1 protein-coding gene is annotated in these 1,222 nt (G+C 50.7%); it reads right to left on the reverse strand.

The window, feature by feature from the left end:
- Nucleotides 1-599: 599 nt before the first annotated feature.
- A partial coding sequence (locus FJZ26_06155) for an IS3 family transposase (protein MBM3229988.1) occupies nt 600-1,222 on the reverse strand: 623 nt, incomplete at its 5' end.

The raw sequence follows: 1,222 nt of genomic DNA on the forward strand, positions 1-1,222 counted from the left end.
CAAAGAGCTTGTTCATAAGTCAATCTTGGGTCTAGCAGGAATCAGGTGAGCTCCACCCTGTGCATCGTAATGGATTAAGGTGGACCCCGTTGGCTGGACAGCTTTTTAGCCGGAAGTTGTTTGCTTCTCCGTTTCTCTGCTCCCCCTTCAGGGGGAGAATCGGCTGCTGATTGGGCAGCCTATCAAAGTGTTCCGTTTTTTGGCAAGAGGTTTGTGAGCGTTTGTCAACGCAAAATAGAAATGCCACCTTTTGGACCGAATTAATAGTGCTAAAAAAAGCAGGTTTCCAAAGGGGCTTGCCCCTTTGGCGGGGGTATTGGGGGCGGAGCCCCCGATCAAGAGCTTCTTCGCAATGCGGCCATAACTCAGACTCACACCCTCTCCAACTAGCCGCATTGCCACCTCTAAAGCCCTCTTCTAGATCTCTAACTTTTAACCTGTCCTTAGGTTGCCATTTGCAGCAGTCTTTTGTGAGTGTTTTGCGTTTGCTATAGCAACAAAGCACCTCCCACCTGGTCATAGCCCAATATAGAGCAGCTCTACAAGAGGAGTAGCACGGGGGTACCCCTGTGCGCGCGCGGGCGCGCGACCCAGCCATTTTATTTTTTAAGCGCATAGTGCACTTCATAAGGGGTTCGGTACTCCAAGGATTGATGAAGTCTCTTCGTGTTGTAGTAGTCAAAGTAATCCGCCAGGCCTCTTTTTGCCCCCAGCATGTTTTGGTAATCTTGGAGGTAGACATTTTCATATTTGACAGACCTCCAGAGACGCTCTACAAAGATGTTGTCCAAGGCTCGCCCTCGTCCATCCATGCTGAATTGAATCCCAAAGCCCAAGACAGCGGCGATGTACTCTTGTGAGGTGAACTGTGTGCCTTGATCGGTATTGAGGATTTCTGGCTTGCCGTACTTTTCTACAGCCTCTTTGAGGGCCTCTAAGCAAAAGCTCGTTTCCAGGCTGTTTGATAGCCGATAGGCCAGGGTAAAGCGGCTGAACCAATCGATCACGGCAACGAGGTAAATAAACCCGTCCGGAAGGCGTATATACGTGATATCGGTGCTCCACACCTGCATAGGCCCTGTCAACACGACCCCTCTTAGGAGGTAAGGGAATTTTATGTGCTCTGGATGCGGTTTTGAGGTGAGGGGACCTGGCACGGCTCCTGCAAGCCCCAACCGTCGCATAATCCTCTGGATGTGCTTCCGGTTGACTTGGTAGCCTT

This window comes from Candidatus Parvarchaeota archaeon, from assembly GCA_016866895.1.
In the GTDB taxonomy this organism is placed as follows: domain Archaea; phylum Micrarchaeota; class Micrarchaeia; order Anstonellales; family VGKX01; genus VGKX01.